Origin of the sequence: Flavimaricola marinus (assembly GCF_900184895.1) — a bacterium.
Classification (GTDB): domain Bacteria; phylum Pseudomonadota; class Alphaproteobacteria; order Rhodobacterales; family Rhodobacteraceae; genus Flavimaricola; species Flavimaricola marinus.
Genome location: NZ_FXZK01000001.1, coordinates 76,593 through 92,570 on the forward strand (window position 1 = coordinate 76,593; position 15,978 = coordinate 92,570).

A 15,978-nucleotide genomic window follows, 5' to 3' on the forward strand; every position below is an offset into this window, starting at 1 on the left:
CAGAGATTAACGCTCGTTTCACAGTTCTTTGCATGCCACTTGCTCCGGAGCCTCGTGATCTGCGGCGCTTTGCCTCGTTTCACCACCGTTCCCGGATGCTTTGGCGAATCTCTCTACCGTTTCGAGACCTGTTCAAGAGTGCGATTTTGCACCGACTTGAGTCTAGCCCCCATGACGCCCCGCCCTAGCCCTGCAGCGACCGCCCCGCGGGCGTGGGTTCGGGCGCGCCGAGCCCTTCGAGCACCCGCAGCGGACGGCTCACCCGCGCCGCCTGCCCCCGCTTGCGCGGCGCCGGCACCTGCTTGGTCGCCTCGACCATCAGCACCCCGCCCGCCGCAAAGGCCGGCAGGTGCCGCCCTGCCCGCTCCATCAGCGCCCCGACCCGCCGCCACATCTTGTGCGAAGACGGCGGCTGGTAGAGCGTCGAGATCGCCCGTTCGGTGACGAAGGCGTGGTCCCTGAGCTGTGCTTCGAGCTGGCTCATCGAATAGGGACGCCCATAGCCGAAGGGCGTACGGTCGGTCCGCGACCAAATCCCCGACCGGTTCGGCACGATGAACACCGCCCGACCGCCCGGCCCGAGCACCCGGTAGCATTCGTCGAGCAGCGCCCCCGGATAATCCGACGTCTCCAGCCCGTGCAGCACCACCAGCCGGTCCAGCGCCCCCGTCGCGATCGGCCAGAGCGTATCGTCGCAGAGCACGCTGACGTTGGGCTGCCCCGCAGGCCAAGGCATCACCCCCTGCGGCGCCGGCATCAGCCCGATCACCCGCCGCGCCGAGCCGAGGTAGGGCCGCAGCAGCGGCACGGCAAAGCCAAAGCCTGCCACGGTCATCCCCTTGGCGTCCGGCCACATTTCCTTGAGCTGGTCGCGGATCACCTTTTGTGCGGCTCGCCCCAGCTGGCTTCGGTAGTAAAAGTTGCGCAGGTCGAGCACGTCGAGATGCATTGCGGGCGGCCCTTCGATTTGCAAAGCTGTCTGTGCAGCCATCACGACCATAGCAACAGTCCATGAGGTATTGCCATGCCCCTGCGCATTCTCACCGTGCCCTGCCGCACCGACAACTACGCCTTCGTCCTGCATGACGACGTGACCCGCAGGACCGCGCTGATCGACGCCCCGGAGGTGGAGCCGGTCATGGAGGTCCTTTCCGGCCACGGCTGGCACCTGTCGGATTTGCTGATCACCCATCACCACGGCGATCATGTCGAGGGCGTCGAGGAATTTCACCGGATCTACGGCTGCCGGGTGATCGGCGCCCGGGCCGACCAGCATCGCCTGCCCCCGCTGGATATCGCCGTCGATATTTCGGACGTCGAAGCCGTCTGTGGCGAGGAGGTCCATGTGATCGACGTTCCCGGCCACACCGTCGGCCATATCGCCTATTACATGCCTGGCGCACAGGCGCTGTTCAGCGGCGACAGCCTGATGGCGATGGGCTGCGGCCGTCTGTTCGAAGGCACCCCGGCCCAGATGTGGGACAGCCTCAAGCGGCTGCGTGCCCTGCCGCCCGAAACGATGGTCTATTCGGGCCACGAATACACCGCCGCGAACATGCGCTTCGCCCTCTCCCTTGAACCGGACAATCCGGCACTTATTTCAAGAGCACAAGAGATCGGTGATGCCCGCGCCGCGGGCCAGCCGACGGTTCCCTCAACCCTCAGCCTCGAAATCGCGACCAACCCGTTCCTGCGGTCCGATGACCCCGACCTCGCTGCCGCTCTCGACATGAGCGGGGCCGCCCCTGTGGACGTCTTTGCCAAAGTGCGCAGCTTGAAAGACAACTTTTAGTGAAACCCCCTGCCAAGTGCTGAAAAAAAGGGCCCGTCAGACACAACAACTTGTCACTTTGGCCAAAAATCAAAAGTTTTTGCTTGAAGCGGCGGTGATAACACCGATCTTTAATACCTAGAGGCCACGGTTGCCGCGGGGACCCTCCCGCCCAACCCCCGATCAGAGGAGCACACCAAGTGCCGTCTTTTTCGACCACCCTTGAGCAGTCCATTCATGCGGCCCTGGCGCTGGCCAACGCCCGGCGCCACGAGCTTGCCACCCTCGAGCATCTCTTGCTGGCCCTGATCGACGAACCGGATGCCGCCCGAGTGATGCGCGCCTGTTCGGTGGATCTGGACGAGTTGCGCCAAAGCCTCGAAGAGTTCATCGAAGACGATCTCTCGACGCTGGTCACCGACGTGGACGGCTCTGAAGCCGTCCCGACCGCTGCGTTCCAGCGGGTGATTCAGCGCGCCGCGATCCATGTGCAATCCTCGGGCCGCACCGAAGTGACCGGTGCCAACGTGCTTGTCGCGATCTTTGCAGAGCGCGAGAGCAACGCCGCCTATTTCCTGCAAGAGCAGGACATGACCCGCTACGACGCGGTGAATTTCATCGCGCACGGCGTGGCCAAGGACCCCGCCTTTGGCGAGAGCCGTCCCGTCACCGGCTCGACCGACAAGGACGAAGCCGTCGACAATGGCCCCGTCACCGAGGAAAAGGAGCGCGCCCTCGCCAAGTATTGCGTGGACCTCAACGTCAAATCCAAGAAGGGCGACGTCGATCCCCTGATCGGCCGTGCCCACGAGGTGGAGCGTTGCATTCAGGTGCTCTGCCGCCGCCGCAAGAACAACCCGCTGCTCGTGGGTGATCCGGGCGTGGGCAAGACCGCGATTGCCGAGGGCCTCGCCTACAAGATCGTCAACGGCGAGGTGCCCGAGGTGCTTGCCGGTGCCACGATCTATTCGCTCGACATGGGCGCGCTGCTCGCCGGCACCCGCTATCGCGGCGACTTCGAAGAGCGCCTGAAGGCTGTTGTGACCGAGCTCGAGGATCACCCCGACGCGGTGCTGTTCATCGACGAGATCCACACGGTGATCGGCGCCGGTGCCACCTCTGGCGGTGCGATGGACGCGTCCAACCTGCTCAAGCCCGCGCTTCAGGGCGGCAAGCTGCGCTGCATGGGGTCCACCACCTACAAGGAGTTCCGCCAGCATTTCGAGAAGGACCGCGCGCTGAGCCGCCGGTTCCAGAAGATCGACGTGAACGAGCCTTCGGTCGAGGATGCGGTCAAGATCCTGCGCGGTCTCAAGCCCTATTTCGAGGATCACCACCACATCAAATACACCAATGACGCGATCAAGATGGCGGTCGAACTGTCGGCCCGCTACATCAACGACCGCAAGCTGCCCGATAAGGCGATCGACGTGATCGACGAGGCCGGTGCCGCTCAGCATCTGGTGGCCGAGAGCAAGCGTCGCAAGACGATCGGCGCCAAGGAAATCGAGGCCGTCGTGGCCAAGATTGCTCGGATCCCGCCGAAGAACGTCTCCAAGGACGATGCCGAGGTGCTCAAGGATCTGGAAGGCACGCTCAAGCGCGTGGTCTTTGGTCAGGACGCGGCGATCACCGCCCTGTCCTCTGCGATCAAGCTGGCCCGTGCCGGTCTGCGCGAGCCGGAAAAGCCGATCGGCAACTACCTGTTCGCCGGCCCGACCGGTGTGGGCAAGACCGAGGTCGCCAAGCAGCTGGCCGACACGCTCGGCGTCAAGCTGCTGCGCTTTGACATGTCGGAATACATGGAAAAGCACGCGGTGAGCCGTCTGATCGGTGCCCCTCCGGGCTATGTCGGCTTTGACCAGGGCGGCATGCTGACCGATGGTGTCGATCAGGATCCGCATTGCGTGCTCCTCCTCGACGAGATCGAAAAGGCACATCCGGACGTGTTCAACATCCTGTTGCAGGTGATGGACCACGGCAAGCTGACCGACCACAACGGCCGGGCGGTGGATTTCCGCAACGTGATCCTGATCATGACCTCGAACGCGGGTGCGTCCGACATGGCCAAGGAGGCCATCGGCTTCAACCGTGACAAGCGCGAGGGCGAGGATACCGCCGCCATCGAGCGGACGTTCACGCCGGAATTCCGAAACCGTCTGGATGCGGTGATTTCGTTCGGTTCGCTGCCGAAGGATGTCATCATGCAGGTGGTCGAGAAGTTCGTGCTGCAACTTGAGGCGCAACTCATGGATCGCAACGTCCAGATCGAGCTCTCTCCCGAGGCGGCAATGTGGCTTGGCGACAAGGGCTACGACGACAAGATGGGCGCCCGCCCGCTTGGCCGCGTGATCCAAGAGCACATCAAGAAGCCGCTCGCCGAGGAACTGCTCTTTGGCAAGCTGACCAAGGGTGGCATCGTCAAGGTGGGCGTGAAGGACGGCAAGATCGACCTTCGCTTCGAGGCACCGGAGAATCCGCGCCTCACCGGCAACAAGCCACCCCTGCTGACAGCAGACTGATACGGAAAGGCCGGGCCATGCGCCCGGCCTTTTCAGTTCTGAACGGCGCCGCTGAATCTCCGACGATCCCGACGCCACTCGTGCCGCGCTAGTTCGGGCACGAGAACGGCGACCCGTTTGAGCACGGATAGACAGGACGAGTGGCTCCCTACGGGTCGCCCTCGCTGCGTCGTCCCATCCGCTCCTCAACCGCGCGCGCGCGCCACCTCAAAGCGTTTCAAGACACCCGCGAATAAGGGAGCTCCGCCCCTCGCGGTGCACGGACCTGCCCTTCATCTTGGCCAAAAAAACTCACGACACCGTCCCGACCGCCTAGCGCTCGGTCAGTTTCAACTCGATCCGCCGGTTCTGGGCCCGGGCCTCGTCTGTGTCGGCGGTGTTGATCGGCTGGTATTCTCCGAAACCATTGGCCGCCAGACGCTCCGGCGCGATCCCCTCGTTCTGGATCATGTATTGCACCACCGACAGAGCCCGCGCCTGACTGAGTTCCCAGTTGTCGGCAAAGGCCCCGTTCCCGCTGAGCGGCACGTTGTCGGTGTGCCCGTCGACCCGGATGATCCAATCGATCCCCTCCGGGATATTGGCGGCGATCTGGCGCAACAGCCGGGCGACATTGCCGATGTCGGCCTGACCCTCCGCAGACAGTTCCGCCGCTCCGGGCTCGAACAGCACTTCGGAGGAGAACACGAACCGATCGCCTTCGATCCGGATCCCCTCCATATCGTTCACGATGTCGCGCAGGTTTCCGAAGAATTCGGAGCGATACCGCTCGAGATCCTGCGCCTCGGCCTCCAGCCGCGCCCGTTCGAGCTCCAGTTGCCGCCGCAGTTGCTCCTCGACAGCGAGCCGCCGTTGGGTCTCTGTGGCGACGCGCGCCAGCGCGGTGTTCAACTCGGTGCCGAGCGACTGGATTTCGACGTCGGCGTCTGCGTCGGCCTCGTTCGCCAGATTGAGCAGCGATTGCAGCCGCTGCACATCGCCGCGCAGAGCCGCCACCTGTTCGTTGAGCACGGCCACCTCGCGCTGGCTGGCCGCCGACAGGGCCTCCTCTTCGCTCAGCGCCTGGTTCGCGGCGCCCAGCAGCACGGCCTGCCGTTCCGCCTCGGTCATCTGACTTTCCAACGCTTCTTGGGCCGCCAGCGTTTCGGCCAGAGCCTGTGCCAGCCGCGCCTCGAGTTCGGCACGGTCGGTTTCCGTTTCGGACCGACTTTGAGACAGCGAGGCAACCTCCGCCTCGAGCGATTCCTGCAACAGGAGCGCCACCCGAAGCTGGTCTTCCATCGTCGCGGCTTGCGCCTGTGCGCTGCTCAGTTCCGTCTCTGTCGCGGCAAGCGCCGCGGCCCGCGCCTGTTCGGCCAGCAGAGCTTGCGCCAGTTGTTCCTCGATTTCGGCCTGACTCAGGGCGCTTTCGGCCAGTGCCGCCTCGAGCGCGGCCTGTGCGGTCGCCAGATCGGCCTCTGTGCCCGATTGCGCAGCGAGAGCGGCGGCCAATCGCGTCGACAGCGTCTCCCGTTCCACTTCCACCGCATCCAGCCGGGCCTGTGCCGCGTCGAGTTCCGCCTGTGTGCTGTCCTGCAAGCTGAGCGCCGCAAGCAGCCGCGCGTCGAGGTCGGAGCCCTCGTTCAGCGCCCGTTGCAGGTTGTTCTCCGCGGCCTGCCGCGCCAGCAGTGCTTCGGCCAGTCGCATATCGAGATCGTCCCGCGCCGCGTTGGCCGCGGCCAGCAGCGTCAGCGTGTTTTCCGCCGCGCGCCGCTGTTCTTCGAGCGCCAATGTCATGGCGGTCAGCTCCGCGTCGGCATCCTCGAGCCGCGCCCGAAGCGCCTCGGCGGCGGCGGCTTCGGCCAGACGCGCCGCTTCGGCCTCGCTGAGCGCCTCGGCCGTCTCGTTGGCTGTCGCTGTGAGACTTGCGATCTGCTCTTGGTCGGCGGCCGCCGCGCTTTGCAGATCCGCGATCAGCGCGTCGAGCGCGTCGGCACGCGCGGCGGCGAGCCTTGCGGCCTCGGCCTCGGCGCTGATTTCGTCGCGGGCCTGCGCCAGCGCCAGATTGAGCGCCTCGGCCTCGCTGATCGCGACGGCCTGCGCCGCCTCCAGTGCTTCGATCGTCGCCCTCGCCTCGGTCCCCTGCGCCTCCAGATCGGCGATCTGGCTCGCGTCCGCTTCGGTCTGCGCCTCGAGGCTGGCGATCGTGGCCTCCGCCGCGCGCCGTTGCGCCAAGAGCCCTGCAACCTGCGCCTCGAAGCCCGTGATCTGGCTTTGCGCTTCGGAAAGCGCGGCGGCGGTTTGATCCCGTTCCAGCGTGAGCGAGGCGATCAGCGCGGACTGCTGTTCGGCAACGACGGCGGCGTCGGTCAGGTCGCGGTTCAGGTCGGTGACCTGCGTCACCAGCTCCGATGTCCGGGTCTGTTCCAACCCCAGCGCCCGCGCGAGGTTCGCCACCTCGTTCGACAGGTCGTCAAGCTCGGATTCCTGCCCGGAGATCGTATCCCGCAGCACGAATTGCACCACGGTGAAGATCGACAGCACGAACATCAGCACCAGCAAGAGCCCGGTCATCGCATCGACGAAGCCCGGCCAGATCGAGGCTTGGAAGCGGTTGCTGGAGCGTCGTTGCAGGGCCATGGATCAGCCCCCTGACGGCCCGCGTGGCGGCGTCGGACGCACCCCACGGATCGCCCGTGTCAGCGCCGAGATGTCGGTGCGCAGTTCGGCCATCGTCTCTTGCCGACCGGCGGCCAGTTCTTCGAGGATCCGCAGCATTTGCACGTCGATGGAGCGCAGCCGCATCCGGCTTTCGGGGTCCATCGACTCGCCGGTTTCGCCAAGCCGTTCGATCAGCTTTTCCTGCCCTTCGGCCACCCGCATCAGGGCTGCGGTGCTGTCGTTGGCCTCGATCCGTTCGGTCAGCCCGCCGATGGAGGTGGCCAGTTCGCCCAACCGCGCATCGACTTCGCTGCGCGCGATGTCCGATTGCGTGAACATCAGTTGCAGCGATTCCATCTGCTCGGCCAGATTGTCGATCACCGAGGCCATGACGCTGGCCTCCGAGCCGCCGCCGTCCTCGCCGGACGAGAAGCTGACCCGCGTGATCGTCGACATCCACTCCTCCAGCTCGCGGTAGAACCGGTTCTGACCGTGCCCGGCAAAGAGCTCCAATAGCCCCACCACCAGAGAGCCGGCGAGCCCCAGAAGCGACGAGGAGAACGCCGTGCCCATGCCGCCGAGCTGGCTTTCCAGCCCGGCCTGAAGCCGGGTGAACACTGCTGTCCCGCTCTCACCGGGGGCCGGGTTGAGCCCCTTGATCGTCTCGACCAGTGCCGGCACCGTCGTGGCCAGCCCGTAGAACGTGCCCAGAAGCCCGAGGAAAATCAGGACGTTGCCCAGATAGCGCGTGATTTCCCGATCCTCGTCGATCCGCTGCGCCACGGAATCGAGGATCGACCGCGACGACGAGGCCGACAGCTGCATCCGCGCCCCGCGTGACCGCAGCAGCGTGGCCAGAGGCGCCAAAAGCCCCGGTGCGATGGCGACATCCATCCCCGACCGGTCGGAGGCGAACCCTTCGATCCAGCCGACCGAATTGCCCAGTTGCACGACCTGCCGGAAACACGACAGCACCCCGAGCACAAAGACCGCCAGGATCACGGTGTTCAGGTAGGGATTCGACCAGAAGATCGCGGCAATGGTCCCAAAGCCGAAATATCCCCCGACCGAGATCAACACGATCACCACCAGCATGGAGGTGAGTTGACGAACGGGCCGGGTGAACTGCGGATTTGCCTCGGTTGAACTGATGTCCATTTCGGACTGGACCCTTTGCTTTTCGCGTTGTCACATTGATAGGCCGGGACGCGCCGAAACCCAAATTAATTATGCCTTTGCGCCCGATCGCTCGGCGGTGAGCGCCCGGACCCGGCTCACCAGCCACGTCATCTCGGCATCCTTGATCCCCATCTGGGTCAGATGCTCGGCGGTGTTGTAGAGGTATTCGTCGTTAGGCCCCCGCCCGCCGACGGCCCGCGCGATCATTTGCGCCTGCGTTTCAAGGTCGAACTGGCAATATTGCCTGTGGTTCTGGTCGATCACGTAGGCCAGCGCGTCGATCCGCCGCCCGTCGTTCAGCTCCAGCGGGACGTGCCGTTCGACATAGGCCGAGGAGATCAGCTCTCGCGCCCTGAGATCGGCCAGCACCTGTTCGGCCTCTTCGTCGGCCACCCGGAACGCCACGCCTGTGCATTGCCCGCCCGTCACCGCATCAAGCGCCAGCACCAACCCCGGCTCTTCCTCGCTCCCCCGGTGGTGGATGGACAACATGCAGAAGCTGCGGTGATAGTCCCCCAGCCGTGCCGTCACCGCTTCGGCCGGGGTGAACCCCGGATTCCACAGCAGCGATCCGTATCCAAAGACCCAGAGTGTCACGACATGCTCCTTGTGCTAGCTGAGTAGCTTGATGCTGGCCCTATCCTGCCTGTCCCTGTAAACACGCGCCACGCTCGGAAAGAAAGGCGTCCCATGCGGTTTCTGATCATCCTTGTTGCAGCGTTTGCCGCTCTTTACGGCGGATATTGGTTCGTCGGCTCGGCGGCGTCGACCCGTGCGGCGACCGAAGTCATGACCCGGCTGGAGGCCGATGGCCTCGAGGTGGCCTATGAGGAGATCCGCACCATCGGCTTTCCCTCGCGCTTTGACACCACCCTGACCGACGTGACCATTGCCGATCCTGCCCGCAATATCGGCTGGCAGGCCCCGTTCTTTCAGCTTTTCGCCCTGAGCTACAACCCCACCCATATCATCGCCGTCTGGCCCGATCGTCAGCAATTCGACCTGCCCCGCGACACCGTGACCCTCGTGTCCGAGCGACTGCGTGCCAGTGTTCAAGCCCGCCCGACCCCCACTTTGCCGCTGCGCGAGGCGACCTTGGAGGGTGCAGACCTGCGCGTCCTGTCCCAGAACGGCTGGGAGGTCGATCTGACCACGGTTCTGGCCGCTCTGCGCGCGGTGACGGGGGGCGAGGTCGACGATCACAGCTACGAGGTCTATGCCGAGGCGACCGAGATCAGCCTGCCGACGGTCTTGTTGCAGGCCTTGGGCGGTGCCGAGGTGGCGCCTTCGCTGATCGAGCGCATTCGCCTCGACGGTCGCCTGCGACTTGACGCGCCGCTCGACCGCATGGTCTCGCCGCAGGCTCTGCCCCGAGTGACCGCCCTGACCCTGCGCGATGCGGCGTTTCGCTGGGGCGATATGTCGATCAATGCGGTCGGAGACCTGACCATTGATCCGGCGGGCGTTCCCGAGGGTCAGATCACCCTGACCGTCACCAACTGGCGTCAGGTGATCGATGTGGCCCTCAGTGCCGGCCTGCTCGATCCCCGGTGGGAGCCGACCCTGACCCGCGCCGCCAGCGCGTTGGCCCAAGGCAGCGACCGTCTGGAGGCGCCGATCCGGCTTCAGAACGGATTTATGTCTCTCGGCCCGCTGCCTCTGGGCCCGGCCCCGCGCCTGCGATAGGCCCTGCGATAGCCTCAGCGGCAGTAGCTGCCCGACCGATACCGGGCGGTGTCGAAGTGGAAGTGATCCCGGTGGGCCGCGTTCGCATCCGGCCCCAGCACCGTACCGAACCGTCCGCAGGCCGCCCGATGCATCTGCCGCAGCGCCGCACCGTAGGCGTTGCTTCCCCAGTGCCGTAGCACGCTGATCTGATTGCCGTCGCGCAGGACGATCCCGCCGATATCGAGCGCCCGCCCCTTGGCGTGCTCGGACAGCCGCGCCCCGCTCTGGTTGTTTCGCGTCCGGCAGGAGTAAGACCCCATGATCCGCAGCTCTGCGATTCCGCCGCCGGTATTGCCGATGGCGGGCCGCGCCCCCTGCCTCACCCAGCGGTTCAATGCCTCGGCGGTGGTGCAGTCGATCGTCGCCGGTGTCGACAGCCGCACGTCGCTGACCGATGTGACCCGGACCGGATTGGCGATGCCGCATCCGCCGCCCCCGCCGTTGCCCACAGGGTCGACGACCCGCCCCTGAATGTCGGGATTGCCGCAGACCGCCCCGCGCGCCCGCTCGGCCCGCGCGGCGATATAGGCCTGAGTGATCGCTTCGGGCCGGTTTGGCGGTACGAGCGCCACGGCGACCGCCTGCTCGGAGAGCGTCGGTGGTGCGATTGCCGCGCCGTCGCCGCCGGGTCGCGCTGCGTCCGGCCCGACAAACATGACCAGGTCTGCTCGTCTTTGCGCCTCTGGCAGCACAGGCCGCAACATGGGCCGCAATCCAGGCCGCACCGGCGCCTTGTTCGTCGTTCGCCCGGCCTCTTCCGCGACGCTGCCGGGGCGCGGCTGCGGCCGGACACCGGGCCGGTCGAGCGCGGCGCTGAGCATCGTTTCGTCCGGCACCACGATCACGTCGGGCCGCGATATTCGCACCCGGTTCGAAAGCGTCGAGGCGAACAGCCGGCTGAGCCGACCCACGTCGACTGACACGCGGCTGCCGTTGCGCAGACGCGCCTCCTGCCGAGAAAGCCGTGCGCCGGGGGCCTGCACCGACGACAGGACAGCCAGTGGCCCCGGCGCGATGCCGTTGCCGTCGAGCCCGGCGTAGCGCGGCAGCAGCGGTGCCGCCTGTGCGCGATGCTGTGTGTCGAGGATCAGCAACAACGGCAGCGGCAGCCCCTGATCGAGAGCCGCGATCCATTGCGCCGGGACCGGCGGCGGCCCGGCCTGCCTGAGCCCGCGCATCAACACCGCGAAGGGACGGGGCTGTGGCCCGATGCCCGGAGCCGCTGGGGCGACCTCCGCCACGGTCTCGGGGGCGGTGTCAGAGCCGGTCTCGGGGGCGGGGCTGGTGCCGCCGGTGGCCAGGATGCTGGCTTGCAAGGTCGCCGCGAGCTCTGATTCGGGAACCGTCGGGGTCACCCCTGCGGGCAACGCTTCGGCCACGGTACGGGCGACCGGCCGGATCGCGGCATCTGGGGCGTCGCTCAGGGCGGCGTTTGCCATAAGGCCAAGCCCTGCGGCGAGGGCGATCCATGTCGCCCGCCCGGTCATTCGACGCGAGCCTTGCTGATCTTGCTGCGGCCAAAGTCCGGGGCGTCGGTGTCTTGCCCGGCCTCGATGATCCCGCGCCGGATCGCCCGTGTCCGGGTGAAGTAATCGTGCAGGTGTGCCCCGTCGCCGGTGCGGATCGCCCGTTGCAGCGCGAACAGCTCTTCGGTGAAGCGCCCGAGGATTTCGAGCGTGGCGTCCTTGTTTGTCAGGAACACGTCCCGCCACATCGTGGGATCGGAGGCCGCGATGCGGGTGAAATCCCGGAAACCGGCGGCAGAGTATTTGATGACCTCGCTATCGGTCACCCGCCGCAGATCGTCGGCCACCCCGACCATCGTATAGGCGATGAGGTGCGGCGTGTGGCTGGTGACTGCGAGCACCAGATCGTGGTGCTCGGCATCCATCTCTTCGGTATTGGCCCCGAGCCCCTGCCAGAACGCTTCGAGCCGCTCGACCGCCGCACGATCCGCGTCGCCGGGCACGAGAATGCACCAGCGATTGTCGAACAGTTCGGCAAAGCCCGAGCGGGGCCCGGAATGCTCTGTTCCCGCCAACGGGTGTGCCGGGATGAAGTGAACGGTTTCAGGCAGATGCGGACTGACCGCTTCGATCACCGCCTTCTTGACCGAGCCGACATCGGACACCGTGGCCCCCAGCTTGAGCACGGGCGCAATCTCGGCGGCGACGTCGGACATCGCCCCTACCGGCACGGCCAGCACGATGAGGTCGGCCCCTTCGCACGCAGCCGCGGCGCTGTCGCAGACCCGGTCGACCAAGCCGATCTCGGCCGCGGTGGCCCGCGTTTCGGCAGAGCGGGCATAGCCGGTGATCTCACCCGCCAGTCCGGCCCGCCGCATGGCATGGGACATGGAGCCTGCGATCAGCCCCAGCCCGATCAGGGCCACCCGGTCGTAGATCGGCATCAGCGCAGCCCTTTGAATTGGCCCACGGCATGCGCCACCCGGCGGCATGCGCTTTCGTCACCGACGGTGATCCGCAGGCAGTTGGGCAGATTGTAGCCGGCCACCCGGCGCACGAGGATGCCTTCGTTGCGCAGATGGGCGTCGCAGGCTTCGGCCTCGGCCGCATCGGCAAAGCGGGCGAGGATGAAATTCGCGGTGGAGTGGTCCGACGGCACCCCCATCTCGGCCAGCGCACCGGCCAGCCATTCGCGCTGACGCGCGTTCTCGTCGCGGCATTTGGCCATATAGGCGGTATCCTGGACCGCAGCCTGAGCCGCCGCCAGTGCCGCCGAGGACAGGTTGAACGGCCCCCGGACCCGGTTGAGCACGTCGATGATCGCCTTGGGGCCATGTCCCCAGCCGACTCGCAGCCCGCCGAGCCCGTAGATCTTGGAGAAGGTCCGCGTCATGACGACGTTGTCCCGCTCTGCGATCAACGCCGCCCCGGCGTCGTAGCCCTCGACGTATTCGGCGTAGGCCCCGTCCAGCACGAGGATCGCCTTGCGTGGCAGCCCTTCGGCCAGCCGCCGCAGTTCGCCGGCGCCGATCATCGTCCCGGTGGGGTTGTTCGGATTGGCCAGAAACACCAGCCGGGTGCGCCCTGAACAGGCCTCAAGTATGGCGTCAACATCGGTGACCCGCTCGCGCTCGGGCACCTCGACGGGGGTAGCCCCGGCAGCCAGCGCGCTGATCCGATACATCGCAAAGCCGTGCTCGGTGTGGATCACCTCGTCCCGTGGACCGGCGTAGGCCTGACAGAGGAAATGGATGATCTCGTCTGAGCCGACCCCGCAGATGATCTGCTCGGGGTTCAGTTTCCACACCGCCCCGATCGCCGCCCGCAGCGCGCCGTGGTCCGTCGAGGGATAACGGTGCAGGTCGTGGACCGCCCGTGAGAACGCCTCGCGCGCCGCATCGGACGGCCCCAGCGGATTCTCGTTGGACGACAATTTGAGCACGTTGCTTTTGCCAGCGACGTGGCTGGCACCCCCTTCGTAGAGGGCAATATCCATGATGCCGGGTTGCGGCGTGATCTGGTTCATCTGGGCAGCTCCTGTCACCGGGCCGTTCTAGCGAGGTGTGTGGCCCTGCGCCACCGTCAACTTGCAGTCGCAGGGCAGGTCTTGCACCGATATCGGGCCGGATCGGCCCTTGGCGCTCGACCAGCCACGATGGCCTGTTTTGGGTGGCGGGCGCCGCGTCATGGATATTTTTGACCCAAAGAAGCCGGGTGGCCCGCCCTTGCCCCGCGTCCAGGAGCTCCCGAGCCGCCGGTCAGGTGGCCAGCACGTTTCGGAATTGCCACGGATCGCTTTCGTCGATGTCTTCGGGGAAGTGCTCCCACCGGTCTTGCAGCGGCGTCCAGTCGGTATAGTGCGCCTCGACCGGGCCGAGGTAGGGCCGCTGCACTTCGAGGCAGCGGGCGTGGTCCATCTCGTCGGCCTCGACGATCCCGGCGTTCGGGTTTTCCAGTGCCCAGACCATTCCCGCCAACACCGCGCTGGTCACTTGCAGCCCGGTGGCGTTCTGCCAGGGCGCCAGTGCCTTGGTTTCCTGATTGGACAGCCGCGAGCCGAACCAGAGCGCGTTCTTGGCGTGTCCGTAGAGCAGCACCCCGAGCTCGTCGATGCCGGTGACGATTTCATCGACGTCGAGGATTTCGTGCACCTTCTGCTGTCGCCCGGAGCCGAACATCTCGTGCAGCGACAGCACCGCATCGTCGCACGGGTGGTAGGCATAATGGCAGGTCGGCCGGAATTCGGGCTCTGCCCCCTCGCCCACGGTGTAGTAGTCCGAAATCGAGATCGCCTCGTTATGCGTGACGAGAAAGCCGAATTGCGGGCCGGGCGTCGGGCACCATGTGTGCACCCGCGTGATCGCGCCGGGCCGTTCGATCCAGATCGCGGCCTGACAGCCGCTTTCGTGCCGGTGCCCGTTGTCGGGGAACCATTTTTCGTGCGTTCCCCAGCCTAGCTCGGCGGGCTGGAACCCTTCGGCGATGAAGCCTTCGACCGACCAAGTATTGACGAAGACGTCCCGTGGCCGCGGTTTGTCCCGCGCTTGGGTGTCCCGTTCGGCGATGTGCACGCCCTTGACCCCGAGCGATTGCATGAGACGCGCCCAGCCTGCCCGGTCGGTCGGCGCCGTCGCGTCGGCCCCGGTATCGCGCGCCAGTGTCAGCAGCGCGTCCTTGACGAACCAGCTGACCATGCCCGGATTGGCGCCGCAGCAATTCACCGCCGTCGGCCCGCCCGGATTGGCCGCCGCCTCGTCGCGCACCGCTTGCCGCAGGGCGTAGTTGGTCCGCTCGGCATTGTTCTGCGTCTCGAAGTAGAACCCTTCCCACGGCTCGGCCACGGTGTCGATGTAGAGTGCCCCCAGCTCGCGGCAGTGCTTCATCATGTCGAGCGAGGAGATGTCGACGCTGAGGTTGACGCAGAAGCCCTTGCCCTCGGGGAACGCCTCGGAGAGCACCTGCTTGTAGTTCTCGCGCGTGACCTTGATCTGTTTGTGCGGGATACCCTGTTCAGCCAGAAAGCCCGCTTCGGTATCACGCGGTTCGATCACGCTGATCGCCCCTTCGTCATAGTCGAAGTGCCGCTGGATCAGCGGCAATGTGCCTTTGCCGATGGACCCAAAGCCAATGATCACGATGGGGCCGTCGATCCGGCCATATGTCGGGTGGTCCTGTGTCATGCTGCAGTTTCCTCTTGTAACGCTTGGTCTCAGGAATACCGACCGCCGCCCAGAATGGAAACCGGCACCGGCCGCCCTGATCGCCGCACCCTGCCCCGGTAATGTGTCCGGCCCCCGATCCGAGCCCGGCCAAAGCCCGCAAAAAACCCGCCGCAAGTGAATGCGGCGGGTCCTGTCCCCCGAATTTTTCGGGATCGGGCGTTTTGCCCGAGATTAGTTCTTGGCGTAGAATTCGACCACGAGGTTCGGTTCCATCATGACCGGATACGGCACATCGCCCAGCGACGGGGTGCGCACGAAGGTCGCGGTCATCTTGTTGTGGTCGACGTCCATGTAATCGGGCACGTCACGCTCAGGCAGACCGACGGCTTCGAGCACGACGGCCAGTTGCTTGGACTTTTGACGGACCTCGATCACGTCGCCTTCCTTGACGCGGTAGGAGGGGATGTTCACCCGCTGACCGTTCACGGTGACGTGGCCGTGGTTCACGAACTGGCGTGCAGCGAAGACGGTCGGCACGAACTTGGCGCGGTAGACAACGGCATCGAGGCGACGCTCGAGCAGACCGACGAGGTTCTCACCGGTGTCGCCCTTGACCCGCTCGGCCTCGGCGTAGATGCGGCGGAACTGCTTTTCGGTCAGGTCGCCGTAGTAACCCTTCAGCTTCTGCTTGGCGCGCAGCTGGGTGCCGAAATCGGAAAGCTTGTTCTTGCGGCGCTGACCGTGCTGGCCGGGGCCGTATTCACGACGGTTGACGGGGGATTTGGGGCGGCCCCAAATGTTTTCGCCCATACGGCGGTCGATCTTGTACTTGGCAGACGTGCGTTTGGTCACGGCTGATCTCCTATCATGGGCCCGAGACGGGCGATGTAGGGCGTTGTCCTTTGGCCGAAGCCCGACAGGTCACCCCTTGCGGGGGCCACCAACACCAATGAGAGGCGGCTTATAGAGGCGTTCGGGCCAGAGTCAACAACCCTGACCGAGCTTTTCGG

Annotated in this window: 12 protein-coding genes; 3 read left to right on the forward strand and 9 right to left on the reverse strand. The window is 65.8% G+C overall.

From position 1 onward, the window contains the following. Positions 1-184: 184 nt before the first annotated feature. The gene (locus LOM8899_RS00405; protein WP_093991332.1) at positions 185-949 is read right to left on the reverse strand and encodes a class I SAM-dependent methyltransferase; all 765 of its coding nucleotides are present in this window, start codon (positions 947-949) and stop codon (positions 185-187) included. Positions 950-1,024: 75 nt separating this feature from the next. Here LOM8899_RS00405 and gloB point away from each other — a divergent pair, with 75 nt between their 5' ends. Together gloB and clpA are read left to right on the forward strand one after the other, a co-directional pair. Beyond that, positions 1,025-1,792, forward strand: a complete 768-nt coding sequence (gene gloB, locus LOM8899_RS00410) for a hydroxyacylglutathione hydrolase (RefSeq protein WP_211096150.1) — start codon at positions 1,025-1,027, stop codon at positions 1,790-1,792. A 179-nt stretch (positions 1,793-1,971) separates the two neighbouring features. After that, positions 1,972-4,293, forward strand: coding sequence for an ATP-dependent Clp protease ATP-binding subunit ClpA (gene clpA / locus LOM8899_RS00415; RefSeq protein WP_093990196.1), 2,322 nt, complete (start codon positions 1,972-1,974; stop codon positions 4,291-4,293). 312 nt (positions 4,294-4,605) lie between these two features. Here the strand turns inward: clpA and LOM8899_RS00420 are convergent, their stop codons facing one another. The 3 genes from LOM8899_RS00420 to LOM8899_RS00430 form a co-directional block, all read right to left on the reverse strand. Further along, on the reverse strand, positions 4,606-6,912 hold the full coding sequence (locus tag LOM8899_RS00420; protein WP_093990197.1) for a peptidoglycan -binding protein: 2,307 nt from the start codon (positions 6,910-6,912) through the stop codon (positions 4,606-4,608). Positions 6,913-6,915: 3 nt separating this feature from the next. Beyond that, positions 6,916-8,091: a biopolymer transporter ExbB gene (locus tag LOM8899_RS00425; RefSeq protein ID WP_245820389.1), complete on the reverse strand. Its 1,176-nt coding sequence runs from the start codon at positions 8,089-8,091 to the stop codon at positions 6,916-6,918. A gap of 69 nt (positions 8,092-8,160) precedes the next feature. Beyond that, complete coding sequence (locus tag LOM8899_RS00430) at positions 8,161-8,709, reverse strand: gamma-glutamylcyclotransferase (RefSeq protein WP_093990198.1); 549 nt, start codon at positions 8,707-8,709, stop codon at positions 8,161-8,163. A 93-nt stretch (positions 8,710-8,802) separates the two neighbouring features. Between LOM8899_RS00430 and LOM8899_RS00435 the strand changes: the two genes are divergently transcribed. Beyond that, entirely contained in the window at positions 8,803-9,798 is a 996-nt protein-coding gene (locus LOM8899_RS00435; protein ID WP_093990199.1) for a DUF2125 domain-containing protein, read from the forward strand. Between the two features lie 14 nt (positions 9,799-9,812). Here the strand turns inward: LOM8899_RS00435 and LOM8899_RS23665 are convergent, their stop codons facing one another. From LOM8899_RS23665 to rpsD, 5 genes are all read right to left on the reverse strand, one after another. Beyond that, positions 9,813-11,327 (reverse strand): extensin family protein, encoded by a 1,515-nt coding sequence (locus tag LOM8899_RS23665; protein ID WP_245820390.1) that lies wholly within the window; start codon positions 11,325-11,327, stop codon positions 9,813-9,815. After that, positions 11,324-12,250: a prephenate/arogenate dehydrogenase family protein gene (locus tag LOM8899_RS00445; protein ID WP_093990200.1), complete on the reverse strand. Its 927-nt coding sequence runs from the start codon at positions 12,248-12,250 to the stop codon at positions 11,324-11,326. The genes LOM8899_RS23665 and LOM8899_RS00445 overlap by 4 nt, the downstream gene beginning before the upstream one ends. Continuing rightward, entirely contained in the window at positions 12,250-13,332 is a 1,083-nt protein-coding gene (gene hisC, locus LOM8899_RS00450; protein WP_093990201.1) for a histidinol-phosphate transaminase, read from the reverse strand. The genes LOM8899_RS00445 and hisC overlap by 1 nt, the downstream gene beginning before the upstream one ends. A gap of 232 nt (positions 13,333-13,564) precedes the next feature. Next, positions 13,565-14,986: a homospermidine synthase gene (locus LOM8899_RS00455; RefSeq protein WP_093990202.1), complete on the reverse strand. Its 1,422-nt coding sequence runs from the start codon at positions 14,984-14,986 to the stop codon at positions 13,565-13,567. 213 nt (positions 14,987-15,199) lie between these two features. Beyond that, the gene (rpsD, locus tag LOM8899_RS00460; protein WP_093990203.1) at positions 15,200-15,820 is read right to left on the reverse strand and encodes a 30S ribosomal protein S4; all 621 of its coding nucleotides are present in this window, start codon (positions 15,818-15,820) and stop codon (positions 15,200-15,202) included. Positions 15,821-15,978: the final 158 nt, after the last annotated feature.

Coding starts and splice junctions, on each gene's coding strand:
- gloB (WP_211096150.1), top strand. CDS start 1,025: ATGCCCCTGCGCATTCTCACCGTGCCCTGCCGCACCGACAACTACGCC.
- LOM8899_RS00420 (WP_093990197.1), bottom strand. CDS start 6,912: ATGGCCCTGCAACGACGCTCCAGCAACCGCTTCCAAGCCTCGATCTGG.
- LOM8899_RS00405 (WP_093991332.1), bottom strand. CDS start 949: ATGCATCTCGACGTGCTCGACCTGCGCAACTTTTACTACCGAAGCCAG.
- LOM8899_RS00445 (WP_093990200.1), bottom strand. CDS start 12,250: ATGCCGATCTACGACCGGGTGGCCCTGATCGGGCTGGGGCTGATCGCA.
- LOM8899_RS00435 (WP_093990199.1), top strand. CDS start 8,803: ATGCGGTTTCTGATCATCCTTGTTGCAGCGTTTGCCGCTCTTTACGGC.
- LOM8899_RS23665 (WP_245820390.1), bottom strand. CDS start 11,327: ATGACCGGGCGGGCGACATGGATCGCCCTCGCCGCAGGGCTTGGCCTT.
- LOM8899_RS00455 (WP_093990202.1), bottom strand. CDS start 14,986: ATGACACAGGACCACCCGACATATGGCCGGATCGACGGCCCCATCGTG.
- LOM8899_RS00425 (WP_245820389.1), bottom strand. CDS start 8,091: ATGGACATCAGTTCAACCGAGGCAAATCCGCAGTTCACCCGGCCCGTT.
- hisC (WP_093990201.1), bottom strand. CDS start 13,332: ATGAACCAGATCACGCCGCAACCCGGCATCATGGATATTGCCCTCTAC.